Below are 24,587 nucleotides of genomic sequence, written 5' to 3'. Positions count from 1 at the left end.
AAACTTACAAATACATGCAAAATAGACTACTGGCTTATTTTTAAAATTGTAGTATACTTAGTCATTATTTCGAGTTTTCTAACAAAAGTATCGAAGGTGACGCAATGTTCTTTATAAAACAACTACTACACTTCACTTACGAGCAAGCATTATCCTGTTTATTCCCAGTCATTATTTTTTTAACACTTGCTCTTTCAAAAATCATATCGATTCCAGGGTTGTACCGATATGATTTCATACTCATCGTATGTCTTCTTATGCAGTGGATTATGTATAAGACTGGACTTGAGACGAAAGACGAATTAAAAGTAATTACTGTTTTTCACCTTATCGGGCTTTTACTAGAAATATATAAAGTACATTTCGGTTCATGGAGTTATCCGGAAGAGGCATATTCAAAAGTTTTTGGAGTGCCGCTTTACAGTGGCTTTATGTATGCAAGTGTTGCTAGTTACATATGCCAGGCGTGGAGAAGATTACATTTGCAAATGCATCATTGGCCAAAAGCTATTTTTGCAATACCTCTAGGAGCAATGATTTACTTTAATTTTTTTACACATCATTTTCTATATGACTTTAGATGGGTATTAACTGTACTTTTATTCATCGTTTTCTTTCGGACATTTGTAGAATTTTCATTACGAGGCGTTACATATAAAATGCCACTCGTTCTCTCCTTTTTCCTTATTGGTTTCTTTATTTGGATTGCAGAGAACATCGCAACATTTTTCGGAGCATGGCAATATCCAAATCAACGGGAAGCATGGAATCTCGTTCACTTAAGCAAAATTAGTTCATGGTTTTTACTCGTTGTTATTAGCATTATGATTGTTACACAACTCAAACATTTGAAGGAGTCGAAAAAATAATGCTGATTATGTAAAAATGGTTAGCCCATCACTCATTAGAAAGTGATGGGCTTTTTTACCTTCCTTATTAAAGGAGTTACACATTATGAGCTACTACTAGCAGAAGATGTTGCAGCAGATGAAGCAGCAATCGTTGCCATCATAGCTGCCTGTTGTGCTTGTATGAGGACTTCTATCATAGTTTGTAAACCTGTGTTGGTAGCTTTACTTTCCTCACCTTTCTGACTTACGAACAGTTGAATAGCAATAAGAATATTTGTGTCTGTATGCCAACGGAATAATTTCTCCCCTTGCAATTTTTCAATCAACGCTGTAATAGAATGAATTTCTTTTTCTCCATCCTCAAGTAACGCTAGTAGCCCTATGGCTGGGTAATGCATCTGTTTCACTTTTACCTTTTCTTTTTTTAACGAGTTCCATATGTTTGTACATGTTGCAACTAACATTTCTTCACGAACATCCTTCTTTAGTGAAAGGATATGACTTAAAAACTGAAGATCATTCCCTTTACGCAAACCAGATTTCGCTAGTTTCTGATACAGACGTTCTACACGATCCATAAGTGTTTCTACATTCTCTGATTGTCCTGCTAGTAAAACTGCAAGTGGGTAATCATTTGTACTTGTAAGAAAAAGGTGATCCTCTTTCATACGTTTATATACTTGCATCGAACGCTGAATGTGCGTGCCATGCTGTTCATTTTCTTCTGTTAAAAGCACAGATGCTGCGAGATAAGTAAATATACTTCGACTAAAACCACCAGCAACCAATTGTTCATATAAATCTAAAAACTTTCGAAAAGCCTTCTTGTAATCTGTAAAGTGAATATCTAAAGTTGCGGCCACCACAAAGCGATGATAAGACTTTAAGTATGAAAACATCCCTACTTGATTTTTAATATAACTACTAATCTCTAAAAAACGTCCGAGATCAAACAACTTATCACTACCTGTATACATAGCAGCAATCATCATACCTGTTCGAGAATCACTCGTTTTCCATTTTAGTTCTCCCTTTAACTGTGCATATGTATATGTGTATTGCTCCAACTTTTGTTCTAATGTAATCATAGTATTCACCCCTATTTCTAGTTTTTCTCTTTTATTATACTTATATTTCATGCAGGTTTCGCAACCTTAATTCTGCATTTCCCTCAATATTTTCCTATCATGTGAAACAAATACAATAACTATTCCTATTTTATCAGTATCACGATGTCAAGCGTTCATAATTCTTTAAGCTCAACGACAAAAAGGATAGATAATAAATTATCTATCCTTTTTGTCGTTATAATATTTCACAATATAATTTCGTTTTTTATATGCAATTACAACTAAAGAGCTTTAATAATACGCTCCATCGCCTTCATTTGCCCAATATGATCCGCTTCATGATAAAGCATCATGCCGTAAAGCTCCCCTACCGTTTCCAATCCTAGGAATGGCTCTGGCAGTTTATTTTCAAATGCTTCTGCTGGAATTTCGTTAATACGTTTCGCTTGTTCTTTTAACTGAGCCGTTAACACTTCTAACGATGGTCCTTCTGTTTTCCATTTAGATGGTCTTGATCCATACCCAAACATACCTGGATATTCATTTGGTAATTGTTTGAATTCTTTTCCAAACATGAAAACTTCTGCTGCTGTTAACACGTGACCAATATGCCAACGAATTGTATTATTAAAACCTTCTGGCTGTGTATCCGCAGTTTTATCATCTAACGTTTCCATAAATTTAAGTAATGACCCACGCGTTATTTCAAATTGTTTTAAGCCAACTAGTCTATTCATTTTATCGGTCCCCTTTTTGATTTGCCATTTATTATGAACTAAGAATGTTTAACTTATTAAAGTTTCACCTTGTTTAATCTATCAGAAACAATGGAGAAATACATCTAATATGCCTAGTACAAATAATAAAAAGGTTCACCTCTCGTACATATAGAATTACTTACTACACAGTTAGTTTAGTAAATAATAGAGGAGTGTCAATTTCATGTTACATATTTTAAAACAACAATATAATCTTATTAGCTCTACAAGAGAAACTCTATTTTCGTTTTTGGAAGAAATCCCGCTAGAAAAATTACATAGCACTGTTCCGAACTTCGGGAGCGGTAGCATTATAAAGACACATATTCATGTAGCCGATTGCTATCGGTACTGGCTTGGATCATTCGCATTCAAGCAAAAACGGGCAGATTTTTCATTTGCTAGTGATTATGGAATTGAGCATGCAGATGTCGAGAAAATCCGTGCTAGGTTTAAGTTAGTAGATGAAGTTGTACAACACTTTTTAGATGAATACAATGACCGTTGGCTCGAAAATATAGCAAATGAAGTGAAATGGCAAAAAGAACCTTGGAGCACAACACCGCTATGGCTTTTAACTCATACAGAGACACATGAGTTTCATCATAAAGGACAAATTGTATCGATGGCTCGTCACCTTGGATACACGCCTCCTGATACAGACCTTAGTTAATTCGGTTGTTTTAACAAATGAACTACTATAACTGTCGTTAACATTGTTTATGTATACGGAAAGGCTCTTCATTCTTTTTGACGTTGTTTATAGTTTTACAATTTTTTGCGGCACAAACCGGTATTATATTTTAATTATGTTTGTGTCGTGTTCTTATTAATTAGTTTCATATCCATAAAAAAACATATTAATATGTTTCCTTTTATTATTTCAGTTACCTAACCAATAAGAGGTTCTTTCTTTTTATTACGACTTTATACAAAATAAACACGAAAATTCCAAAAATAAAAGTTGAAAATGCTGGTAACATTTTATCATTTGGCACGTTCACACTCCAAAAAGAATTAAGAAGCGCATGGAAAATTAGACACATAAAAATACTTTTAGTTGCGTTAAAAATTGTAGTTAATAAGAACGATATGGCAATTGTCGTAATTATAAAGGCTAGAAAATCCCTTTGAGTTTGATTTGTGCCCGGAATAAACCATAACGGCCAGTGCCAAATAGCCCATATAACGCTCACAATAACCGTACTAAATAATTCCGAAAACCTTTTCTGAAGGGCAGGTTGTAAAAATCCTCTCCATCCAATTTCTTCAAGACCACCACCAACGATCATTATTGGAAAACTAAGCAATGCCACGTATAATGGTTTTTGCATCGTTGCTCCACCAAATATTATTGGCAGATAACAACTAATAAAAGCCAAAACAACGATTAGAATATACCATAAAAAATGGCACTTAGGATTAACAACATTTTTTATAAACACTCTGAACTCTTCTTTTGATCCATATTTTTTCTTTAAGCTAATTGCAACGATTGCCGGCATGATTCCCCCAAAAACAAATACTATCATCGCTAGCGGTGTACCAAATGTCGTAATGTTAAATTTTATTAAGTTAATTAGTAACCCCCATAGTATCCATGTAAATATTAAAGTGCACATTACATATCGTTTAATCTCATTACTCATCTACTCCCCTCCTTTGGTTTAATTAGAGCATAAATAAGGAGATATGAAAACTATTCATGTTAAATAATCCCAAAAATCGAAAGAAACATCCATACTTAATTAGATCTTTACAAACAATCCCACTACCTGCTTTACTTCAGTTGAGATTCGAAGTTAGAGTCTTACTATTCCTTAAGCCTGGATAAACAAAGAGCATGCTTTGAAAACCAATCAAAACATGCTCTTTAAATATGCTATCTTAATTTTTTATAATATGATCAATACCAAATAGTCTCCGCATAATTATATGCGTCACTATTCGGAATAGCATGTTTCCCTTGCGCCTGTGCCTTTCTTGGATCTAAATCATATACCATTGGCGTATAGCATGATGTTTGCCCTTTATTCACAACACCATTTCCTCCAGCACTCCCGCAAGTATATGCCTTTCCATCTGTTTTTCTTACAATTCTTGCATCAGCTTCGTTATTATAAACTGCTGGACGAGTTACAGTAACTTTTGCCCATGCTGTCTTACACGTCGTGCTAAATTTTAATTCCACATAAGAATTGGAATCAATCCATTTCTTTTCTTTCGTTACTGCGGATTGATCACAACTATTGTAATACGGACTTTTCCCATCATACGAATGATTTTCTGCATATGCTTTATCATTATTCGTCGTACTAAACACACTAGTTAAAACGAGCAATGATAGACAGAAACATGCACTTACCTTTATTAAAAGTTTCATAGCAATCCGCTCCTTTTTAATAGCGTCCAGTTTTTCCATAACCGTTATTAAAAGTAACCGCTTCAGCATCTGCTGTGTATCCGAAATCAGCAGTTAAATCAAATACCATTCCTGTATACGTACTCGTTTGACCTGTTTTTATTGTGCCGTTTCCCTGATTAGAAGTGACTGATTTTTGAAATACACCATTTTTGTATTTATTCACAACAGCGTACGCATACACTCCGCCCGAAACAGCTGGTGCTGGTTGATCTAAAACAAACTTAGCCCAAGCTGCATGACATTTATTGCTGTAACGTAAATACACTGTCCCTACTTTTTTACTCCCTTCGTACACCGCTGTAGACTTTGCATTAAATCCATCTGCATCACACGTTGTACTACCTCCGTATACTTTCGTTGTTGCTGGATTTTTCCCGTCATAGTAACTACTTAAATCAGTAGCAGCAAATGTACTTCCTTGGAAACTAAATAATACCCCTACACTCGCTACACTTAACACACATGCTTTCATTAACTTTTTAAACATTGTAAATCTCCCCCCCTCAAAATAAGTACGTATAATAAAGACAATCTATCCCCTATGTACGCCCCTCCTTTCATACTTCCTAGAGGCATCTTACAGAAACGACTAAACGTTGTAAATTTCCTTATGATTATTGGAATATACGAAGAAATTTACGTATCCGTCTAAGAAAAAAAGTTGAGAAATACACATGTTATCCCGCTTTAATGGGCAGTAAGACCCCCACCTCAAAATTCAGCGAAAGCAAAGAATTTAGGTGGGGAATCAACTGCCCATAAAAGTCCGATTGGTGAGGGCTAATAATCAGTGGGGGATGAAGAACCCCCCCACTGATTAAAGTTTCACTTTATAGCATTCTTTATTTAAAACATAAAAGAACCGATACTCGTTTCATGCAAGCATCAGTTCTTTATACAAAATTGCCATTTTTACTATTATATAAAATAAATATTTCTCCACTTAATCCGTTGTAAGAAACTCCCTCGTTACATCAATAAATTGCTGCAGTGGCACTGTCATCCATTTATCTTTATGCCAAGCAATTTGTGTATAAATTGGTGAGATTGCACTTTCTACATGTAACTCTTTTATCGTCCCTTCTCGTATATCTTTTTCTACTACTATCGCTGGTAAAACAGCTATTCCTAAATCTGCAATAACACATTGTTTAATTGCCTCTACACTAACGAACTCAATTTTATTTGCTGGATACACATCTTCTGTACGAAGTAGCTCTTCAAATAAAGTCCGGTACGAGCACCCTAGCTCTGTTAGCAACAGCGTCTCACTTTCTAAATCTTTTGTAGAAATGGAAGCTTTCTCGAGTAAATGATGCCCTGAAGCAGCTACTATTTTTAATTCTTCTTTCATAAGCGGCTCCACATGTAAAGCATCTTCTGTTTTACATTCGTCCAAAATAAAGGCAAGATCGACTTTCCCCTCCATCAATTGTTCCTTCGCATCTTTATTGGAATGTGCTGGTTTAAATATAAGCTTTATTTGTGGAAATTGTGCTTTAAATCTCTTTAATATAGATGGGAGCCTATATGTACATTGACTCTCTTGTGCACCGATTATTAACGTACCTGCTATTTCTTCATCATCTTTCACAGCCATTTTCGCTTCGTTGCTGAGCGCAATCATCTTGTCGGCATATAGTTGAAACTTCCTGCCTGCTTCAGTTAAGAAAAGGCGTTTTCCTAATCTTTCAAATAACGGCGTACCTAGCTCAGCTTCTAACGTTTTAATTTGCGCTGTTACGCTCGATTGAGCAAAGTTTAATTTCTTCGCAGTTTGTGTAAAATTCAAATTGTCCGCGGCTATTTTAAATGTAACTAATTGTTTTATCTCCATTTATCGTCCCTCTTTTCAATCGTTATTTCCGATTGATTTCATCGAAATAATCTTCTTTGTCTATTGATATTTGTATTGTATGATAAAGAGCATCGACAAACAATAAAAATGGAGGTATTCCATATGAAAGCACTTTGTTTCGAACAGTTTGGAAATCCAGATGTACTACAATATAAAGAAATACATGACCCAATCATAAACCCAAATGAAATTCTTATCCGTACGAAAGCAATTGGATTAAACTTTGCTGATATTTATAGACGCCGCGGCAATTATCATCTCGCTGGCAATTCACCGTATATATTAGGTTATGAAGGGGCTGGCATTGTTGAAAAAGTAGGAGCTGACGTTACGAATATTAATCCTGGAGACCGTATCGCATTTGCTGACGTTCCATTTGCAAATGCAGAGCTAGTTGCTGTTCCGTCTGAGAAAGCAATTAAGCTTCCAGATTCTATTTCTTTTGAAACAGCCGCTTCTGTCTTATTACAAGGATTAACAGCACATTATTTAACGAAAGATAGCTATCAAATAAAACAAGGTGATATAGCTTTAGTACATGCCGCTGCTGGAGGTGTTGGGCAACTTCTTATCCAAATAATTAAACTACTAGGCGGAAAAGTAATCGGCCTCACGTCATCAAAAGAAAAAGCACAAATAGCTACATTAGCTGGTGCTGATCACGTATTTTTATATACTGAAGCATGGCCTGCGAAAGTACTTGAAATAACAAACGGTGATGGAGTAAATGTTGTATATGAATCAGTAGGTTCTACGTTAGAGAAAAGTTTTAGCGCAACTAAAACTGGTGGTACTGTCGTATTTTACGGAATGGCTGGCGGTAATCCTACGCCCGTTGATCCGCGTATGCTTATGGATACTTCGAAAACTTTAACTGGCGAAGACCTTTGGAACGTGCTTACTACGTATGAAGAACGTAAAAAGCGATCTACTCAATTATTTGATTGGATCGCTACTAGTAAATTAAACATCGCGAGTCCTACTACATTCGCCTTACAAGATGGTGCTCTTGCACATGAATTATTAGAGAGCAGAAAAAGTACTGGGAAGATTTTATTGATCCCATAATTAACAACATAAAAAGGAAGCTAGATTTCTCTACCTTCCTTTTCTTATTTTTATATTTCCACACTTTCTTTCCCTTTTGCAACATAGCTCATATCTCCAACCGACTCGACTGTGTATGTTCCGTCTTTATATACAATCTTCGTCACACTAGCATTTTCTACTCCAAGTTTTGTTTGGCTACTGTCTAACATTTCTATTAAGGTAGTAATCAAAAGCCCATGAACGACAACTAAAACATTACCGCCACCATTTGCAGCAGATTCTTCACTAATTTTATCAATCTCTTCTTTTATACGAGTAGAAAATAATTCCCAATCTTCCGCCTGTTTCGTAGGGTCTGCTGCTCTAATAAGATTAATCACTTCTTGAATAGAAAACTTCATAAGTTCTTCTGGTGATGCAACGCCAGCAGCTTTTCCAACCGCATCCCACATATTTTCAAGTTTTTCACCTTCAAAAATACCAAAATTTAATTCTCGTAAATTTTTTCTTTTCTCAAGTTTTAACTTTTTTTGCTCACTATATTTTAATACTAAATTAGCAGTTTCAATCGCTCGGCCGCTATCACTACTATATGCATTCGCAAAATGAACATCTTTTAATCCCGTTCCTAAATTAGAGGCAACTTCCACACCTTTTTCTACTAACGGAGAGTCTGCCCAACCTTGCGCGCGATGATTCGTATTTAATATTGTTTTACCGTGTCTTGTAACATATAACGTAACTACATTCTCATTGCTATCTGTTTCTCGCTTCTTCATTCAATTCTCTCCCTTTACATTTCTATATCAATTTTACCATCTTAATTATTCATTGAGCAAAATATACGTAAGTGCATTTGTTTAATAAAAAAGCTATCTTTCTGTATATCTCTACAAAAAGATAGCATCTTTTATGATTACATTTCTTAACTGATATTCCTATTCAGCAAATGCACTCGAATACTGAACAACCCCTTCTACACCTTCAAGAGCATTCCCTCTCAGTTCCATCACCATAAACACTTCATCCGGTACTTCAAATGGTGCTTTTATATTCCACTCACTTGCTTTCTTAAAACCAAATTTCGGATAGTACTCTGGATGGCCTAATACTACAACTGACCCGTATCCAAGGCCTTTTGCTTTTTCTAACGCAGCTACAATAAGTTTACCGCCAATGCCTTTTTTCTGATGGCCCCTAGCAACTGATACTGGCGCAAGCGCTAATGAATCTACAGAAGCTCCATCTTTTTCTATCGTAATTTTCGATAACATAATGTGACCGACTATTTCCTCATCTACCGCAACAATAGATAACTCAGGAACAAACGCATCACATTTTCTAATACGACTCACAAGTTCATGTTCTGTTTTATCACTGAATTCTTCATTTAAAAATGCTGCTTTTACAACTTCTTCAGTTTTACTATAATCATTTTGTTGTTCTTGTCTAATCGTTACCATTCTATACTATCCTCTATTCTTCCTTATTTCTTTTTGGATTTTACGAAGCGCTTTTTTCGATCCGCGCTCTATATCATGCTGCATTTTTCTTTCTTTATAATCGACAAATAGTGTATTTAAATCGTATCCCTCTGGATATAATTCTTTTGCTGCTACCTCTAACGTAATACGTTTTACATTCACTTCAACGAATTCACCGTTATAATATACAACGACGTTATAGAAATTATCTATTTCCTTATAGATAATACCAAAATCATCATAATCTAATAAATTTACACGATCGCCGATTTTATACTCATAATGATTTTCTCCTTTTTCTTGTAAAAATTTCGGTTTTCTAATTTTGCTTTCATTCAGTTTTTCAAAACAATATTCTTTATTTTCCATGTACTCTTTCGCTCTTTTCAGTACATGTTCTCTTACGTTCATTTTATTCGCAATCCAAAGCGCATTACTTTCACCTGATTTACCGATCACTAATTTATAAAGCGGTTCTAGTGTCGCACTATTAAACTGCATGGCTGCGTTCATAAAATCATCATGCATTTCTGAGAATCGTTTAATTTCACCGTAATGTGTACTCGCAACTGTAATACACCCCGCAAGATAAAACTCCTCTAAAATAGAAATTGCAAGTGCTGCCCCTTCATTCGGTTCAGTCCCGCTTCCTATCTCATCAAATAATAATAGCGTATTATTATTTGACATCCTCATAATTTCAGATAGATTTTTCATATGAGATGAAAATGTACTTAGTGCATTTTCAATACTTTGATTATCACCAATATCTACAAATACATTTTCGAAAATAGCAATTTCTGTTTCTTTATCTCCAACGATGTGCAGGCCTGACATTGTCGCTAATGTTAGTAGTCCAATTGTTTTTAATACAATTGTCTTCCCACCCGCATTCGGTCCCGTAATAATTAAACTACGATAGTTTTGACCGATTTCAAAGTGTAACGGTACTACTTTTCCACTTAAAAGCGGATGCTTACAATTCACTAAATGAACGTAGCCGTGATCATTTAACTTAGGCTCTATTCCATTAATCGATTTACTAAACTTTGCTTTCGCAAATACCATATCATATTGACTAATCAATTCCATATTAATTTTTATATGATAAATGTTTTCTACTACCATTCCTGATAAAGTCGCTAAAATTTGATACTCTTCCATCGCTTCTTCTGCTTTCAAACTTGCGAGTTCCGCATTTAACTTTGTAACCGTATGCGGTTCTACAAATACAGTAGAGCCTTTAGCGGACGCTTCAACTATACTTCCCGCAACTTGATTTTTATAAGAAGATTTAATTGGAATTGTATACCGATCATCCTTCTTACTAATAAAGAACTCTTGAATATACTTCTTATTTGCACTACTATTTAAAAACTTCGTTAAGCGCTCTTTTATTTTTCCGTCTACAGAATCAATGTTATTTCGAATTCGTTTTAACTCTTTACTCGCTGCTGCATCAATACTATTACCTTTAATGGAAAAGTTGATTTCCTCTTCAATACTTTTATATTCAGTCATTGAATTCGCATAAGAAGCTAATACTGGCGCAAAAAATTCTTTATCTAACATAAATTTTTTAATCTTTCTACAGCCGCGTAAAAAGTCAGAAACACTTACTAACTCTTCAGGATCTAAAATCATCCCTTTTTCTAATTTTTGAATTGTACTAGCAATATTTGAAATGCCGAAGAAAGGAACATGCCCTTCTGCATCTACTATAGCTCGTGCTTCTGTCGTTTCATTCAAGCGATTCCTCACTACTTTTATACTCGTACTCGGCTCTAATTTATTTAATAATTCCTTACCTAATCCACTTACACAATATGATTTCACTATTTCTTTTAATTCGTTATATTGTAACTTTTCAAAAGTCATCGTATTCATTTTATTTCTCCTCACTATGATTGATTTTTATCATAAATGAAGATACCTACTCATTAGATTCCAATGAGTTCTACATGATTCATTTACCATTTTTATACATTCAAAAAATATACAAAAAAGCTGCGGGGATACCGCAGCTTTTACATTTACAAGGCATGTGTAATAACATATGAGGAAATAAGCCATAAAAAACAGATGGCAATCCCCTTATTACACGCTTTATAAAGTATTGTAGGTATCTTCATAGGTTTCGAAATAAATCCATGACAAAATTAGGGGTATGGTATACATAAAAATCCCCTGTTCTTATCCGATTTATTTCATTAAATTTTTCCTATTTAGTACCTACCGCACTCACAAAAAGCACCTCTCGTTAATTTATATTATAGTCATTGAAATCTAATTTACTGAAATCATCATACTATATGTTTTGTGAGAAGTAAAGGTGTCAGACTATTTCATTACAGACTGTAAAGCTTTCATATAATCAACATTTTTCTCAAGTGTCTTTTTCGCCTCTTCAGCCGTTACTATATAATCTACCGGAATATGTTGTAATACATCCTTATTATCATTTGGCAACTGAATCGTTATATCATCCACACTACTCTTACTATTTTCAATTATCTTATTAAATTCCTGAATACTTCTCGCAAGCTCCGCTAACGTTTCCATATGTGCACGGTTGTTTACGTCCAAAAAGATATTACTTTTGAAAACTGCCGTAACATAATGCTTCGGATGTTTCTTCACTATTCTTTTCTCTGCATCATTATCGAAAACAATATCCCCCGTCTGCATTTGCTCGAAAGTAAGTATAGTATTAGTCCCTTTTTCTTCATAATATGTATTGAATCTTTCTCGTAAATCATTTGCTCCTTTTTTTATTTTATAGTTATCATTATTTACCTTTGGAGAACTTCGTCCATCGAAGGATATTTGAAATTGTAAATGCGGTTCATCTACTTGCTGTACATAAGCTGTTCGTGTGTTTGAACCTAAAAAATCCTTACCTTGGTCGGCTATTTCAATTCGATCTAGTTTTACAGAAATACCATGCTCCGATTTTGTATAACTTTGTGCTTTTTGTTCAATTTCTTTATCCGATATATCACATGATGTTAATAGTAATAAACTAAACATTATGCTATATTTCATTATTGTTCTTTTCATATTGCCTCTCCTTTTGCTACTACTGCCTGTACAGAAATTTCCTTATAGATTTTAAATTACGATTTATATAAAGAACTTCTTCTAATAACCAAAAGTGTCAAAATACTCATTTGCCATCACTTTACACTTATAGTGTAATTTTACACTATAATTATTTTATCGTAAAGCAAATATAATATCTATGAAAATCACGTTAAAAACATACTAATATTTAGTTCTATAGCAATCACAATACTGTTTTTTTATTGTATCGAACTTTAAAGTAATAACTTTAATTTCACTGCAAAAAAAATTAAATAAGTGCCTCCGCTATTGCGAATGTCATTTGCTTCCCCTACTACATTTAATAATTATGACAAGCAATCATAGGAGGTTACTACATGAGCGAAGAATATATTATTTTATATGGAACTGCTCTTGAAACAAATTTAATTGGCCCCACACTACCACCAATTCCACCATTTACATTTCCGACCGGACCTACTGGAATAACTGGTCCTACCGGTGCGACAGGTTTTACTGGAATTGGAATAACTGGTCCCACTGGGGTTACAGGACCCACTGGAATTGGAATAACTGGTCCTACTGGGGTTACAGGACCTACCGGAATTGGAATAACTGGTCCTACTGGGGTTACAGGACCCACTGGAATTGGAATAACTGGTCCTACTGGGGTTACAGGACCTACTGGAGTTGGAATAACTGGCCCCACTGGAGCAACCGGTTTAGGGATTCTCCCCGTATTTGGAACAATAACTTCTGAAATAGGTATCGGTTTTTCAGCAGTAGTTAATACAAATGTTAATTTTACCGTTCCAGGACCTGTTAGTGGAACTACTCTAAACCCAGTAGACAACTCCATTACAATTAATACCACTGGTGTATACTCTGTATCCTTTTCAATCGTATTTGCGATACAAGCTATCTCATCTAATATATTAAATCTTACAATAAACGATTCGATTCAATTCGCAATTGAAACACGAGTTGGTGGTGGTTCTGGGGTAAGAGCTACATCCGCCAGAACTGATTTATTACCTTTAAACCAAGGAGATGTTCTTCGAGTACGAATAAGAGAAGCCACGGGTGACACTATTTATTCCAACGCATCTCTCGTTGTTTTAAAAGTCGACTAGTTCATTTATGAAAATAAAAATTTAGGAATGATAACAATATAAAAAGAAGAGGAAGACTTATATTTCAGTCTTCCTCTTCTTTTTTATCACCAATTCACTGCTGAACATATATGGAAATTGATCCTCCACTTACATGGAACTGTCCCCATCCGTCCTTATTAATTGTTACAGTATTTTTTTGATTACCCGTCATATCGTACCATACTTCCCCTGCGTTATTCTTTCCAACTTCCATCCACTTTGATCCTCCTGGCCCATCTGAGATTAATGTTGCTAGACCAGAATCCGCATGTACACCATCACCTTCTCTTGTCCATCCAATTACATCTGGATGGTCTAAATAATCACGCTGCTTACCATATGCAAAGTTTTTTCTTGCCGTCAAAATCGGATCTATTTTATCTTTTAACGCTGGAATTTCATAACTACTATTTCCGTTTGTCCCATAGTAATCACCATAGAAAACTGAAGGATAGCCCTCTGCACGAGTTAAAATAAATGCATATGCCAACGGTTTAAACCACGGACTTACTACAGATTCTAATGACTGTCCAGGCTGAGAATCATGATTCTCAACGAGAGTAACTGCAAGTGCAGGGTGATTTTGCATTACTGTCCCATTTAAAATATTTCTCATATCATAATTCCCATTTCCTTTTGAAGCATAATGAAAGTTGTAATGCAGTGGTGCATCAAATACAGATTGATTATAATTGACTTTCGCTAAATAATTATTTAAAGTCTGGATATCATTTTGCCAATATTCAGCCACCGTAAACATTTCTTTTCCTGTTTGCTGTCTGACATGATTTACCCAATCGCGTAAATATTCATGATCAATATGTTTAACAGCATCTAAACGAAAGCCATCTAAATTTAATTCATTTGCATACCACGTTCCCCAATTTTCCATCTCATTCGCAACATCTGGATGATCAAAATCAAGATCTGCATACATCAAATAATCATAATTTCCATTCTCGCTAGACACTTCCCAGTCCCATGCTTTACCTATCCCCCTAAATTTATAAATTCGATTTAATTTCCTTCCTTCATCCCAATCCGTTCCGTCAAAATGATACCATTTCCATTCGAAATTAGAATAAGCATCTCCACGCCCTGGAAAGTTAAACCCTGTCCATGCATTAATTTCATAATCACCTGATACCTCAATATTTCGATTGTTACGGTCTACCTCAACAGCTGTTACATTTTCAGTATAATCCGCTCCACCTTTATGATTCATAACTACATCGCCATATACATCGATGTTTTGCTTATGTAAAGCTTCAATTGCAGATTTCAACTGTGCTTTTGTCCCATATTTCGTCCGCACCGTTCCTTTTTGATTGAATTCCCCTAAATCATATAAATCATACGCTCCATATCCTACGTCATTTTGCGTAGTTCCTTTATATGCAGGCGGTATCCAGACAGATGTAATTCCTTTTTGAGCTAAATTTCCAGCATCTGAACGCAAGCGATTCCAATGATTCCCATCATTCGGAGCATACCACTCAAAATACTGCATTAATGTTCCATTATTAACCGTATCTGCATATGCTTTACTTCCCCCATATATACTAGGTAAAAACAAAACAACCGACAAGCCGACTACTATTATTCTTTTCAACATATTTACACCATCCCCTTTCAAGAAAACGTTTGCATAGTTTATCGAAATTATTATAATATTCGTTCTAAGATTAGTAAAGTAGCAATCTCTCACTCTCCCACATTATTTTTTAGTCTAACTTCACATATTCAACAAATACTTCAACGTAGTTTTCATTTCACATCTCATTCAAGATTGTTTACAATTTATCTATAAAAGCATGACGGAGGGATTTCTATGACCGACTTTCAAAAACAATTTTTCGCACGATTGCATATAGAAGAAAAAGACAAAGTTTCATTTGAAGATTTACCTAACATTATGTACGCAATGGCACAAACTGTCCCTTTTGAAAACTTAAATATACTCGAGAACAACTTTACAGAAATATCAAAAGAAAATCTAAAAGAAAAAATTTTAGTAAACAACCGTGGCGGTCTTTGTTATGAACTCAATCCTACTATGTACTACTTCCTTAAAGACGCTGGATTTGACGTTCATCTCGTTTCAGGAACAGTGTACAATGCTGCAAATTCTATATGGGCTGTTGATTCTGGCCATATCGCAACCGTTTTAACACATCATAATGAACTTTATTTAATTGAAGTGGGATTCGGATCATACTTACCTCTTGCACCTGTCCCTTTCTCAGGTGAAGTCATTCACTCCGTTACAGGAGATTATCGTATTCGTAAAGAAATGACCGAAAAGGGAAACTACATGTTAGAGATGCGTAAAAACAATGAGTTTTTGGATCAATCTTCTGCTGATGATTGGACGTTAGGCTATGCATTTTATATAGAAGAAGTGGATGAAGAAAAAGCAAATGCAGCACAAAAAATTATTGTTGAACATGAGGGCTCGCCATTTAACAAAGTACCTCTTATTGTAAAATTAACTGAAGATGGGCATGCATCTTTAACAAAGGACAGTCTGACAATAGCGGAAAGCGGTAAAAAAACGAAAAAAACCGTTACAAATGTGCAATATAAAAATCTTTTACATTCAAAATTCGGAATTACATTATAATTCTTTAAGCCTTGCCATTTCAAGGCTTTTCAATTTTCAGCAGGGATTTTTTGCAATTTGTTGTATTTCATAGTTATATAGGAATATAACTACATATTTAGAAAGGAAATGATTATGACTGAACTTAAAGATCGACTACAAGTAGATGAGAAAGAGAAATGGGATTTAACGGATATTTACCATACAATTGAAGATTGGGAAAGCGATTTTCATAAAATTGAATTGTTAACGAAAGAATTACACGAATTTAATGGAAATATTTACGATGGTAATAGTTTATTAGCCTATTTAACAAAGAGCGAAGAAATTTCTAGCATAATATCTTTAATGTTTGCTTATGCGCGATTACAATCTGATCTTGATACGCGTGATACTGACGCTCAATCTCTTGTCGATAAAGTGTCACAATTGCACGTGAAAGTAAGTGCGGCTAAATCTTTCTTTTCCCCATTCTTACTTAGCATAGATGAAGACACATTACATTCTTACATAGAAGAAGCAGAAGGCTTACAATATTATAAAGAAGACTTATTTGAATTATATCGTTATAAAAAACACGTATTGAATAAGGACCAAGAAGAGATTTTATCACAAATGGGTGAAGCACTTTCCTCTCCTCAGCATACATACGGCATGTTAAATAATGCAGATATACTATTTGGTGAAGTGACTACTGATGAGGGAAAAAAAGTTACTCTAACGCGCGGAATGTATGCAAAGTTAATAGAAGATGAGAATCGTGAGAAACGTAAAGAAGCCTATAAAGCTTATTACAAACCATACGTTCAATTAAAAAATTCTATCGCTTCTACTTTATCTGCTGCTATTAAAAATAATGTTACTGTTTCAAAGCTAAGAAAATACCCATCAGCATTAGAAAAGTCATTATTTGGCGACATGGTTCCGAAAGAAGTATATGAAAATTTAATTGAGACGACGAAAAAAAATATTCAATCACTACATACCTATAATGAACTTCGAAAAGAAAAATTAAATGTAGATGAACTACGTCAATACGACTTGGGCGTTGATTTAGTAGCGGGTGTAAAACAAGACATTCCATATGACAAAGCGTTTGACATAATGATCGAATCACTAGCTCCATTAGGTGAAGAATATATTGAAACATTAAAAAGTTTTAAAGATAAACGCTATATCGACGTAAGAGAAACACCCGGAAAACGTTCCGGCGCTTATAACTTTGGTGTATACGGTGTTCATCCTTTCATTCTTTTAAATCATCACGATGATTTAAATAGCCTTTTCACTCTCACTCATGAATGTGGACACGGTATGCATACGCACTACTCACACGGATACCAACCAAGAATTTCTGCACACTATACTATTTTTGTTGCAGAAGTCGCTTCTACAGTAAATGAAGTGCTATTAATTCATCATTTATTAAAAGAAGCAAAAGATGCTAATGTACGTAATCATTTAGTAAACCATTTCATCGAGAAATTTAAAGGCACTTTCTTTACACAAATCATGTTCGCTGAGTTTGAAAAAATCACACATTCAATGGCTGAGCGAGGTAAACCATTAAATGCCCAAGTCTTTAGCGAAGTTTATGAAAACTTGTTTAGAGAGTATAATGGTGACTCTCTCGTATTTGACGAAGAAGTAAAATACGGCTGGGCTAGAATACCGCATTTCTATCGTCCATTTTACGTGTACAAATATGCAACTGGATTCGCTTCTGCAATCCAAATTGCTGATAAGTTATTGAGCGGCGATCCAAATGCTCAAAAACATTATATTGAATTCCTTAAAGGCGGAAGTTCTGACTATCCATTAAACTTACTGAAAAAAGCTGGTGTTGATTTAACTACGCCAGAACCGATTGAAAGTGCACTAAATCGTTTTAGCTCACTTGTTGAAGAATTTTTAGCTCTATAAAAAAGAAGAGCCTCTCGCTAGAGGCTCTTTCTCTTTCATGTCCCTTTACCTTCTATTAAATCATTCGCCATTTTCCTAAACTCCTGATTAAACGTATCATTCATACCATTTTGTACGTTAGAGAATAATATGACAAACGTTCGTTTATCCCGGTTAAAATTATTAAATGTATTCCAACCAGCTAATACACCATGATTATGATAATAATCTGGATTAGTATAGAAACTAAACCCATATTTTCTTACAGATGATGCAGTAAACATATCTGATACACTTTGTTTAGAAATCAACTTTCCATCCATAATAGCCTCATCTAATCTTTTCATATCTTCAACAGTCGTATACATTTCACCACACCCATACAACCAGTTCATTTTCAAACGGGGTGTAGTTATTAACTCATTATCTTTTCTCGTATAACCTTCTGCTAAAAAAATATCTTCAGGGAGAGTTGCACCCATTCCAGATTCATGCATTTCAACAGGCGTAAAAATATTTTCTTTCACATATTCAGCGAGCGGTTTATTTGCTATCTTTTCTACAATATACGCAAGTACCATATAATTATAGTCTGTATATTTCCACCCTGTCCCTGCAGGAAATTGCAATTTTTGCGCTCCAATCCATGTTACTAACTTTAATCGTGACGCCGCATTCACCCTACCTTGTCCTTGATCTGGTAACCCGGACGTGTGTGTTAACAAATTTCGTAACGTAATGTTTTTATCTGCTGGAAACGATGGAATATACTTATTTACATTGTCTTCAATATTTAATTTCCCTTTTTCCTTTAGCTGCATAATAGATATTGCAACGACTGTTTTCGTAATAGAACCAATACGATATTTCGTTCTTGGCGTTGTCGCTACTTTATCTTTCACATTTGCATACCCATAACCTTTTCGTAAAATCACATGGTCTTTACTGGCTACAAGAACACTCCCATTAAATCCTTTATCTTTTAAATATTGATCTAGTTTTCCAGCTACGACTTCATAGCGCTTTTTCTCATTCGCATCAACTTCTTGCATATCGCCCTTTTTCTTACTATTTACATTAGAAAATGCCTTTATATCATATTTCTTACCTTTATTTGCATGTATTAGTGTAACGACACTCCCACAAAAAATAGCAAAAATAAAGAAAACAATTAACCATTTCTTTAGCATAATAGGAACCCTCTTTTATCTAGTTTCACTTAACATGCATCCATTCTATTCTATATCTTTTAATTTTCAAATATTTTATAATATTATCTATCTGTTATTCACCCAAGTCAACTAGATTCCTTTTTCTCATATTCAGTTTTTGGCTACTCTTTATTGTATTTCTTTCTTGCAAAATTTCCACCTTACAATCGTATACACCCTACTATAATTTCAACATCTTATGTAACATTTGTTACATATCATAAAGAACGGAGTTGTAAACATGAAAAATACTGATAGACGCAACCGTTTAGATGACATGATGTTTCATTACAGGGTAACAAAAAATAACATAGTTTTAATTGAATATTACGTAAAAAGGATTTTAATATTAAAAGGACAGGATGCTGAAAATTTTTTAAACAAAATAAATCATGCACATAACGATACAGAAAAACAACTCATTATGGCTAAAGTGACAGGAGATTTCAAAAGAGGCAATGAACGTCATTGAAAACGAATATCATTTATATTTTGATTATACAACATATAAAAAAAGAAATGTCGCTCATTCGGCATTTCTTTAGACTTTCTTCATAAAAAATTTACATTGCTAACTTTCTTTTATTTTTTGCTTTTACTATATAAACTCACTGCCGAAATACTTAGTAATACCACTATACACAACCACGCACACGTATACCCTTTCTCATCGACAATATAACCAAATAAAACAGGTGCAACAATAATAGCAATTTGATTGAATGTCAGCGCCAAACTAACTGTTATTCCAACAGCTTCTTCACTTGCCAATTCAGCAACTTCGACGACAAAAAGACTAAACCAACCAATTGAAAAGAAGCCTAACAATGCGCTGACACCATACAATACTCCACTCGTTACTGTGTGTATGCTCATTACTAACAATAGAATCAAACTGATAGAAGCACAGACAGATATAAATAAAGGTATGCGCCGATTCCCCTTATAAAACACATCACTAATAGCTGCTAATGCAACACGGCCAATCATTCCAGAAAAGAACATAACTGAAAATACTGTTCCGGCTACAATAGATGTAATGGATTGTTCCCTTACTAAAAATTTCATAAAGTGTCCAACTAACACCATTTGTAATGAAATCATGCAAATACCTGTTATATAAATTGGATACAACTCTTTTTTACATATCAATACTTTTAGCTGCATCCATAAAGAATTTTTAATATATTCTTTCCTTACATCCTCTTGGACATATGGCTCTTTATAAAACATAAAAAATAATAAACCTCCAATTATACAAATGCATGCCATACTATTTATCGCATAAGTCACATTATATTGTATCGTAAGAAACGGGATTAAAACTCCCGCTAACGCGCCACCAATCGGTATACCAGCTTGCCTTATTCCCATCGCTAATCCACGATTTTCTTTTGGAAACCATTTTAAAATCACTTTACTTCCTCCTGGCTGGGAAACACTATAAAACATTCCTACTAATAAAAGTACAAATAACAGTCCATTAAATCCATTTACTATATTAGTTAGTAAAAGCGAACCTCCTAGCAAAAATGAACTTATAGAAATTAACAACTTTTCATTATATTGATCAAGTAGCCGCCCAACAAAAAGCATACAAAATAATGGTCCAACATTTACAACACTTACTAACAATCCACTCTCCATATTCGTAAGCCCATATTCTTCTTTCCAAAATAACGCCAAAACTCCAACACCATACGTTATAAGTGTCGCTGTTGTTTGAGCAATCGTCGCAACAATTAACATCATCCACTTATAAGTACTTTTCATCCTTTCTTCGATTAACACAATCATCCCTCCACCCACTTCCATTGTATGAAAGTTCTGATATCATATAAAATAAAGATTCATCATATAATCCATCAAAAAAATTGATACCTTTTCGGAGGGATGATACGTGGACATAAAAGATTTAACTGTATTTTACGAAGTTGCGAAGGAAAATAATATTTCTCACGCAGCTAAAAATTTGAACTATGTACAATCAGGCGTAACAATGCGTATGAAACAACTAGAAAATGAATTAGGCGTGCCTTTATTTTACCGTAACGGAAAAGGTGTAACTTTAACTTCTAACGGTGAGATTTTATTCACATATGCCAAACAAATTATCCACTTAATGGATCAATCTATAAAAGCGGTTCAAAGTAATGGAATCGAGCCTAAAGGCACTTTGAAAATTGGGTGTACAGAATCTACAACCGCGGTAAGGCTGCCATCTATATTAACTGCCTATTATGAGAAATATCCAAAAGTCGAATTAATTTTAGAAACAAATACGACCGAACAACTAATTAGGCTTGTGTTAGAACGAAAACTAGACGGAGCGTTTATAGTTGGAGCTACTCCGCACGCTGAACTTCATACAAATGTATTTCGTGAAGAAGAATTAGTTCTTATTAGTAAAAAACCTTTACCCTCTCTTACAGACATAAAAGATATGAATTTACTCGCTTTTAGTCACGGTTGCTATTATAGAAGTTTATTAGAAGACTGGCTTCAAGAAGAAGGAATCTCACCTAAACGAGTATTAGAGTTTGGAACAATTGAAGCGATACTCGCCTGTGTAAAATCAAATATGGGCGTAGCAATTATGATGAAATCTATTTTAAATGGTCATGCACATAACTTATCATTCAACCCTTTACCAAATAGATTCAAAAAGGTTCCTACTACTTTTATTACTAGAAAAGATATATATCACTCAGCTGCATTACAAAAATTTATGGAGATGATTTAACAATGCGTGAAAAGAAAATACGTGGTATGAAGCGTAAAACTAACACTATGATAAAGCGAATTGAAGAACATACAAAAACGTTCCCTTCTGCTTTCTATAACGATGAATATTGTTATATGCCTTTACCAGTTTCCCAAGCTTTTATCGATTCGTATAAAACACCTAGAAAAGTAAAACGATCGTGTATACAAACCTTATTAAATCAAGCAAACCATTTAATAAAAATAAAACCGAGCGATACACATACATATCGAGTTGTTGTTTTGATTTCTATAGAAAGTTTGTGGGATTCGCAAATTATTATATTTAAAAATGAGGGGTACTTTCATAATTTTTTTAATAGAAATAGTGAATTTCAAAAATGGATTCCTCTTTCAAATGAATCTGATTTTTGGAAGACATGGGGAATTTCAATTTGTCCTACTGTCCAAACATTGCACTTTCAAGAAGTCATTTATGATGAGGATACAATCGATGAAAAAGAGATTTGGTTTGTTGGAGAATTATCTTAAAAGGGGAACTTTCAAATGAAAAGCTTCCCTTTTTTCACCTAACAAAAGCGCTATATAATAAATTTATCATTTTACTATATAGGAGGTTTTCAAATGGTAATCCCTAAATATCCTGATGTCCCTACTCTTACGAAAGAACAAATCGATCAAATTACAGAAATCACTTTTCTAAAAGAAATAAAACCACAAAAATGTGATGCCATTTTCGTTTTCGGCGGTTCTCATCCTGGCAATTGGCAAGCTCCTCTAGAAGGTTATCGACAAGGTTTAGGAAATAAAATTATCGTTACAGGCGGTACTAGTTTGCATGGCATGAAACATCCGAGCTGGAATTACGGGGATTTGTCAGAAGCAGAAGTAATTGTACATAAATTAATTGAACATGGCGTACCAAAAGACGCTATCCTATTCGAGACAAACTCCCTCCATTCTATCGCTAATATAATTGAAGCGAAAAAGATTTTTGATTTCACAAAAATTAATCGGCTACTATTTGTATGCAAAAGTTTAGGTGCTGGTCGGCAATATAGAGTATTAAAAAAACACCTACCTAATACTATTACTTGTATACCGTATACATTTGATACAAGTTTCGATGGTGAGTTTATCATTAATAGATATAATTGGATGGAAAATGAAAAGAGTCGCTCTATGATTTTCGGAGAATACTTGAGAAATATTTGCTACGGTAGAAAAGGTGGCATTGAGCCACCTGAAAAAGAAGTTCAAGGTTTAGAAGAATATGTATCCTACTACTATAATCTAGCATAATAGAAAAAGGTATACCAAAACGTCGGTATACCTTTTATCCTATCTCACTTATTTTTCTTTTAGTACACTATGTAATCGATCAGGATAATTTGTAAACATTCCTGTAGCACCCCATTTAATTAACAATCTCATATCTGGTTTCTCATTTATTGTATAAGGGTGAATTAACAGTCCATTTTTCCTAGCCATTTTCATATATGACTCATCAATAATTAGTTCTCCGTCATCATTACGTAAGTTTGGACCAATACCAACTGCATACTTTTTGATTTCTTGAAAATCTTCATTTGTTACACTTTTCGGTTCATGTGTAATGCCAAACCATTCAACAATCTCATTGTTTTCATTTGGATAATACCAAAGCAGTTGAACTAACGGAATATTTTTATTCATACTATGAATCTTTGTTAAACTATCTTTACTAAATGATTGAATCATAACACGGCTAGAAGACATGTTTTGACCTACTAAATTATATTTTTTTAATAAAGCTAATAACTTCTCTTCCATTCCTGGATACACATCTGGTGATTTTGTTTCAATGTAATACTTCATGCTTCTTCCATACTTTTGGAAGATTTCTTCAAGAGTCGGAACTTTTTGACCAACATACTCTTGCTTAGCCTTTTCTGGATAAGCTTTATTGAACCAAGATCCTGCATCTAAGCTCTTTATTTCACTTAATGTTTTATCTCGTACTTCACCTGTACCATTTGTAGTGCGGTCAACTGCTGTATCATGCATTGCAATCAACTGGCCGTCCTTAGTTAACTGAATATCTAATTCCAAATAATCCGCTTTCATTTTTTTCACAAGATCATAAGAAGCAAAAGTATGCTCAGGTGCATGTCCACTTGCTCCACGATGTGCAATGTTTAAAAATTTATTCGTATTCCATTCATGCTTCCCTTCTGCTTTTGCATGAACAGCTCCTCCAGCAAAGATACTTCCCATCATAAAGAAAATAACTAACACGCTAATAATTTTTCTCATCCTTCTAACCCTTCCTACGTTGCAAATTTCAACAAGTTAATGAGATTTACACGAAATAGAAGATATACTTTCATTATTTTTATAAGCTTATATTAAAATTCCAATCTTTCAAATACAATTCCCCTATGTTATTACTACAC

Annotated in this window: 24 protein-coding genes; 10 read left to right on the top strand and 14 right to left on the bottom strand. The window is 34.3% G+C overall.

Annotation, left to right across the window (positions count from 1 at the left end; translation table 11 throughout):
* Nucleotides 1–104 precede the first annotated feature (104 nt).
* A complete protein-coding gene (locus tag QCI46_RS10255; RefSeq protein WP_353840137.1) occupies nucleotides 105–869 on the top strand; it encodes a DUF817 domain-containing protein in 765 nt (254 codons plus the stop codon).
* A gap of 83 nt (nucleotides 870–952) precedes the next feature.
* Here QCI46_RS10255 and QCI46_RS10250 read toward each other — a convergent pair whose 3' ends face one another.
* Both QCI46_RS10250 and QCI46_RS10245 read right to left on the bottom strand, forming a co-directional pair.
* Entirely contained in the window at nucleotides 953–1,990 is a 1,038-nt protein-coding gene (locus tag QCI46_RS10250) for a DUF4003 domain-containing protein (RefSeq protein ID WP_353840136.1), read from the bottom strand.
* A 212-nt stretch (nucleotides 1,991–2,202) separates the two neighbouring features.
* Nucleotides 2,203–2,658 (bottom strand): DinB family protein, encoded by a 456-nt coding sequence (locus QCI46_RS10245; RefSeq protein ID WP_353840135.1) that lies wholly within the window; start codon nucleotides 2,656–2,658, stop codon nucleotides 2,203–2,205.
* A 205-nt stretch (nucleotides 2,659–2,863) separates the two neighbouring features.
* Here QCI46_RS10245 and QCI46_RS10240 point away from each other — a divergent pair, with 205 nt between their 5' ends.
* The gene (locus QCI46_RS10240) at nucleotides 2,864–3,352 is read left to right on the top strand and encodes a DinB family protein (RefSeq protein WP_353840134.1); all 489 of its coding nucleotides are present in this window, start codon (nucleotides 2,864–2,866) and stop codon (nucleotides 3,350–3,352) included.
* Nucleotides 3,353–3,566: 214 nt separating this feature from the next.
* Here QCI46_RS10240 and QCI46_RS10235 read toward each other — a convergent pair whose 3' ends face one another.
* From QCI46_RS10235 to QCI46_RS10220, 4 genes are all read right to left on the bottom strand, one after another.
* On the bottom strand, nucleotides 3,567–4,328 hold the full coding sequence (locus QCI46_RS10235; protein WP_353840133.1) for a CPBP family intramembrane glutamic endopeptidase: 762 nt from the start codon (nucleotides 4,326–4,328) through the stop codon (nucleotides 3,567–3,569).
* Between the two features lie 257 nt (nucleotides 4,329–4,585).
* On the bottom strand, nucleotides 4,586–5,062 hold the full coding sequence (locus QCI46_RS10230) for a DUF2690 domain-containing protein (protein WP_353840132.1): 477 nt from the start codon (nucleotides 5,060–5,062) through the stop codon (nucleotides 4,586–4,588).
* A gap of 16 nt (nucleotides 5,063–5,078) precedes the next feature.
* Nucleotides 5,079–5,591 carry a YjfA family protein gene (locus QCI46_RS10225; RefSeq protein ID WP_353840131.1) on the bottom strand — a complete coding sequence of 171 codons (513 nt, stop codon included), beginning with the start codon at nucleotides 5,589–5,591 and terminating at the stop codon, nucleotides 5,079–5,081.
* A gap of 456 nt (nucleotides 5,592–6,047) precedes the next feature.
* On the bottom strand, nucleotides 6,048–6,941 hold the full coding sequence (locus tag QCI46_RS10220; RefSeq protein WP_353840130.1) for a LysR family transcriptional regulator: 894 nt from the start codon (nucleotides 6,939–6,941) through the stop codon (nucleotides 6,048–6,050).
* 123 nt (nucleotides 6,942–7,064) lie between these two features.
* Here QCI46_RS10220 and QCI46_RS10215 point away from each other — a divergent pair, with 123 nt between their 5' ends.
* Nucleotides 7,065–8,030 carry a quinone oxidoreductase family protein gene (locus QCI46_RS10215; RefSeq protein WP_353840129.1) on the top strand — a complete coding sequence of 322 codons (966 nt, stop codon included), beginning with the start codon at nucleotides 7,065–7,067 and terminating at the stop codon, nucleotides 8,028–8,030.
* 50 nt (nucleotides 8,031–8,080) lie between these two features.
* On the opposite strand, the gene QCI46_RS10210 is transcribed toward QCI46_RS10215, so the two are convergent.
* From QCI46_RS10210 to QCI46_RS10195, 4 genes are all read right to left on the bottom strand, one after another.
* The gene (locus QCI46_RS10210) at nucleotides 8,081–8,791 is read right to left on the bottom strand and encodes a histidine phosphatase family protein (RefSeq protein WP_353840128.1); all 711 of its coding nucleotides are present in this window, start codon (nucleotides 8,789–8,791) and stop codon (nucleotides 8,081–8,083) included.
* A gap of 159 nt (nucleotides 8,792–8,950) precedes the next feature.
* Entirely contained in the window at nucleotides 8,951–9,475 is a 525-nt protein-coding gene (locus QCI46_RS10205; protein WP_353840126.1) for a GNAT family N-acetyltransferase, read from the bottom strand.
* Between the two features lie 6 nt (nucleotides 9,476–9,481).
* Nucleotides 9,482–11,383 carry an endonuclease MutS2 gene (locus QCI46_RS10200; protein ID WP_353840125.1) on the bottom strand — a complete coding sequence of 634 codons (1,902 nt, stop codon included), beginning with the start codon at nucleotides 11,381–11,383 and terminating at the stop codon, nucleotides 9,482–9,484.
* 453 nt (nucleotides 11,384–11,836) lie between these two features.
* The gene (locus tag QCI46_RS10195) at nucleotides 11,837–12,556 is read right to left on the bottom strand and encodes a hypothetical protein (RefSeq protein ID WP_353840124.1); all 720 of its coding nucleotides are present in this window, start codon (nucleotides 12,554–12,556) and stop codon (nucleotides 11,837–11,839) included.
* Nucleotides 12,557–12,936: 380 nt separating this feature from the next.
* Between QCI46_RS10195 and QCI46_RS10190 the strand changes: the two genes are divergently transcribed.
* On the top strand, nucleotides 12,937–13,692 hold the full coding sequence (locus QCI46_RS10190; protein ID WP_353840123.1) for an exosporium leader peptide-containing protein: 756 nt from the start codon (nucleotides 12,937–12,939) through the stop codon (nucleotides 13,690–13,692).
* Between the two features lie 94 nt (nucleotides 13,693–13,786).
* Here QCI46_RS10190 and amyS read toward each other — a convergent pair whose 3' ends face one another.
* Nucleotides 13,787–15,328, bottom strand: a complete 1,542-nt coding sequence (gene amyS / locus QCI46_RS10185; RefSeq protein ID WP_353840122.1) for an alpha-amylase — start codon at nucleotides 15,326–15,328, stop codon at nucleotides 13,787–13,789.
* 216 nt (nucleotides 15,329–15,544) lie between these two features.
* Between amyS and QCI46_RS10180 the strand changes: the two genes are divergently transcribed.
* Nucleotides 15,545–16,336, top strand: coding sequence for an arylamine N-acetyltransferase family protein (locus tag QCI46_RS10180; RefSeq protein WP_353840121.1), 792 nt, complete (start codon nucleotides 15,545–15,547; stop codon nucleotides 16,334–16,336).
* Between the two features lie 114 nt (nucleotides 16,337–16,450).
* Nucleotides 16,451–18,238, top strand: a complete 1,788-nt coding sequence (gene pepF, locus QCI46_RS10175) for an oligoendopeptidase F (protein WP_353840120.1) — start codon at nucleotides 16,451–16,453, stop codon at nucleotides 18,236–18,238.
* A 35-nt stretch (nucleotides 18,239–18,273) separates the two neighbouring features.
* Here the strand turns inward: pepF and QCI46_RS10170 are convergent, their stop codons facing one another.
* Nucleotides 18,274–19,407: a serine hydrolase domain-containing protein gene (locus QCI46_RS10170; protein WP_353840119.1), complete on the bottom strand. Its 1,134-nt coding sequence runs from the start codon at nucleotides 19,405–19,407 to the stop codon at nucleotides 18,274–18,276.
* A gap of 262 nt (nucleotides 19,408–19,669) precedes the next feature.
* Between QCI46_RS10170 and QCI46_RS10165 the strand changes: the two genes are divergently transcribed.
* Nucleotides 19,670–19,900, top strand: coding sequence for a hypothetical protein (locus tag QCI46_RS10165; RefSeq protein ID WP_353840118.1), 231 nt, complete (start codon nucleotides 19,670–19,672; stop codon nucleotides 19,898–19,900).
* 110 nt (nucleotides 19,901–20,010) lie between these two features.
* Here the strand turns inward: QCI46_RS10165 and QCI46_RS10160 are convergent, their stop codons facing one another.
* Nucleotides 20,011–21,243: an MFS transporter gene (locus tag QCI46_RS10160; RefSeq protein WP_353840117.1), complete on the bottom strand. Its 1,233-nt coding sequence runs from the start codon at nucleotides 21,241–21,243 to the stop codon at nucleotides 20,011–20,013.
* Nucleotides 21,244–21,328: 85 nt separating this feature from the next.
* Here QCI46_RS10160 and QCI46_RS10155 point away from each other — a divergent pair, with 85 nt between their 5' ends.
* The 3 genes from QCI46_RS10155 to QCI46_RS10145 all read left to right on the top strand — a co-directional run bounded on the left by QCI46_RS10155 (nucleotide 21,329) and on the right by QCI46_RS10145 (nucleotide 23,454).
* Entirely contained in the window at nucleotides 21,329–22,171 is an 843-nt protein-coding gene (locus tag QCI46_RS10155; protein ID WP_353840116.1) for a LysR family transcriptional regulator, read from the top strand.
* 2 nt (nucleotides 22,172–22,173) lie between these two features.
* Nucleotides 22,174–22,683, top strand: a complete 510-nt coding sequence (locus QCI46_RS10150) for a DUF3916 domain-containing protein (protein WP_098134249.1) — start codon at nucleotides 22,174–22,176, stop codon at nucleotides 22,681–22,683.
* 93 nt (nucleotides 22,684–22,776) lie between these two features.
* Complete coding sequence (locus tag QCI46_RS10145; RefSeq protein ID WP_088092345.1) at nucleotides 22,777–23,454, top strand: YdcF family protein; 678 nt, start codon at nucleotides 22,777–22,779, stop codon at nucleotides 23,452–23,454.
* Nucleotides 23,455–23,502: 48 nt separating this feature from the next.
* Here QCI46_RS10145 and QCI46_RS10140 read toward each other — a convergent pair whose 3' ends face one another.
* Nucleotides 23,503–24,447: a glycerophosphodiester phosphodiesterase gene (locus tag QCI46_RS10140; protein WP_353840115.1), complete on the bottom strand. Its 945-nt coding sequence runs from the start codon at nucleotides 24,445–24,447 to the stop codon at nucleotides 23,503–23,505.
* Nucleotides 24,448–24,587: the final 140 nt, after the last annotated feature.

This window comes from Bacillus cereus group sp. RP32, from assembly GCF_040459735.1.
GTDB lineage: Bacteria > Bacillota > Bacilli > Bacillales > Bacillaceae_G > Bacillus_A > Bacillus_A wiedmannii.
The sequence above is the reverse complement of the archived record's forward strand: the minus strand, read 5'-3'. Positions and strand labels throughout refer to the sequence as shown.

Bases quoted from the DNA above. Each gene is read 5' to 3' on its own strand.
- QCI46_RS10255 (WP_353840137.1), top strand. From the start codon at position 105: ATGTTCTTTATAAAACAACTACTACACTTCACTTACGAGCAAGCATTA.
- QCI46_RS10250 (WP_353840136.1), bottom strand. From the start codon at position 1,990: ATGAAATATAAGTATAATAAAAGAGAAAAACTAGAAATAGGGGTGAAT.
- QCI46_RS10245 (WP_353840135.1), bottom strand. From the start codon at position 2,658: ATGAATAGACTAGTTGGCTTAAAACAATTTGAAATAACGCGTGGGTCA.
- QCI46_RS10240 (WP_353840134.1), top strand. From the start codon at position 2,864: ATGTTACATATTTTAAAACAACAATATAATCTTATTAGCTCTACAAGA.
- QCI46_RS10235 (WP_353840133.1), bottom strand. From the start codon at position 4,328: ATGAGTAATGAGATTAAACGATATGTAATGTGCACTTTAATATTTACA.
- QCI46_RS10230 (WP_353840132.1), bottom strand. From the start codon at position 5,062: ATGAAACTTTTAATAAAGGTAAGTGCATGTTTCTGTCTATCATTGCTC.
- QCI46_RS10225 (WP_353840131.1), bottom strand. From the start codon at position 5,591: ATGTTTAAAAAGTTAATGAAAGCATGTGTGTTAAGTGTAGCGAGTGTA.
- QCI46_RS10220 (WP_353840130.1), bottom strand. From the start codon at position 6,941: ATGGAGATAAAACAATTAGTTACATTTAAAATAGCCGCGGACAATTTG.
- QCI46_RS10215 (WP_353840129.1), top strand. From the start codon at position 7,065: ATGAAAGCACTTTGTTTCGAACAGTTTGGAAATCCAGATGTACTACAA.
- QCI46_RS10210 (WP_353840128.1), bottom strand. From the start codon at position 8,791: ATGAAGAAGCGAGAAACAGATAGCAATGAGAATGTAGTTACGTTATAT.
- QCI46_RS10205 (WP_353840126.1), bottom strand. From the start codon at position 9,475: ATGGTAACGATTAGACAAGAACAACAAAATGATTATAGTAAAACTGAA.
- QCI46_RS10200 (WP_353840125.1), bottom strand. From the start codon at position 11,383: ATGAATACGATGACTTTTGAAAAGTTACAATATAACGAATTAAAAGAA.
- QCI46_RS10195 (WP_353840124.1), bottom strand. From the start codon at position 12,556: ATGAAAAGAACAATAATGAAATATAGCATAATGTTTAGTTTATTACTA.
- QCI46_RS10190 (WP_353840123.1), top strand. From the start codon at position 12,937: ATGAGCGAAGAATATATTATTTTATATGGAACTGCTCTTGAAACAAAT.
- amyS (WP_353840122.1), bottom strand. From the start codon at position 15,328: ATGTTGAAAAGAATAATAGTAGTCGGCTTGTCGGTTGTTTTGTTTTTA.
- QCI46_RS10180 (WP_353840121.1), top strand. From the start codon at position 15,545: ATGACCGACTTTCAAAAACAATTTTTCGCACGATTGCATATAGAAGAA.
- pepF (WP_353840120.1), top strand. From the start codon at position 16,451: ATGACTGAACTTAAAGATCGACTACAAGTAGATGAGAAAGAGAAATGG.
- QCI46_RS10170 (WP_353840119.1), bottom strand. From the start codon at position 19,407: ATGCTAAAGAAATGGTTAATTGTTTTCTTTATTTTTGCTATTTTTTGT.
- QCI46_RS10165 (WP_353840118.1), top strand. From the start codon at position 19,670: ATGAAAAATACTGATAGACGCAACCGTTTAGATGACATGATGTTTCAT.
- QCI46_RS10160 (WP_353840117.1), bottom strand. From the start codon at position 21,243: ATGGAAGTGGGTGGAGGGATGATTGTGTTAATCGAAGAAAGGATGAAA.
- QCI46_RS10150 (WP_098134249.1), top strand. From the start codon at position 22,174: ATGCGTGAAAAGAAAATACGTGGTATGAAGCGTAAAACTAACACTATG.
- QCI46_RS10145 (WP_088092345.1), top strand. From the start codon at position 22,777: ATGGTAATCCCTAAATATCCTGATGTCCCTACTCTTACGAAAGAACAA.
- QCI46_RS10140 (WP_353840115.1), bottom strand. From the start codon at position 24,447: ATGAGAAAAATTATTAGCGTGTTAGTTATTTTCTTTATGATGGGAAGT.